Origin of the sequence: Dendronalium phyllosphericum CENA369 (assembly GCF_016056275.1) — a bacterium.
Taxonomy (GTDB): Bacteria; Cyanobacteriota; Cyanobacteriia; order Cyanobacteriales; family Nostocaceae; genus Dendronalium; species Dendronalium phyllosphericum.
This window is the reverse complement of the sequence record NZ_JAECZA010000225.1, coordinates 4,521-4,849: the sequence shown is the minus strand read 5'-3', so window position 1 is coordinate 4,849 and position 329 is coordinate 4,521. Positions and strand designations below refer to the sequence as shown.

Annotated in this window: 1 pseudogene; it reads right to left on the bottom strand. The window is 46.8% G+C overall.

The window, feature by feature from the left end:
- Positions 1-35 precede the first annotated feature (35 nt).
- Positions 36-329, bottom strand: a pseudogene (locus I8752_RS24980) (DUF4102 domain-containing protein); the annotation flags it as partial.

The window sequence follows — 329 nt, the reverse complement described above, 5'->3', positions numbered from 1 at the left end:
GAGACAGGGGGATTGGGGAATAGGGAGATGGGGAACTAATTCCCTGACTCCTGACTACGCCAGGAGCGGATTAATTTCTCAATCTCCACGGGTGATTTACCATCTGCGATCGCATTCTCTACCATCTGCTTTCTGCCTTGAGCAATTTGCGATCGCACATTGCCACCAGGTATGTGAACATGGTGCAGCTTCCGGGCTGACATCCACAGGTAACGGTAATAATAATGTTCTTGGTGATATCTAACCACTCTGTACTTTTCTATCCAGTGTGACTGTTCTGGAGCAGATTTATTTGTGTCGGTTATTGCTTGCTCCAGAACAGTAGAATC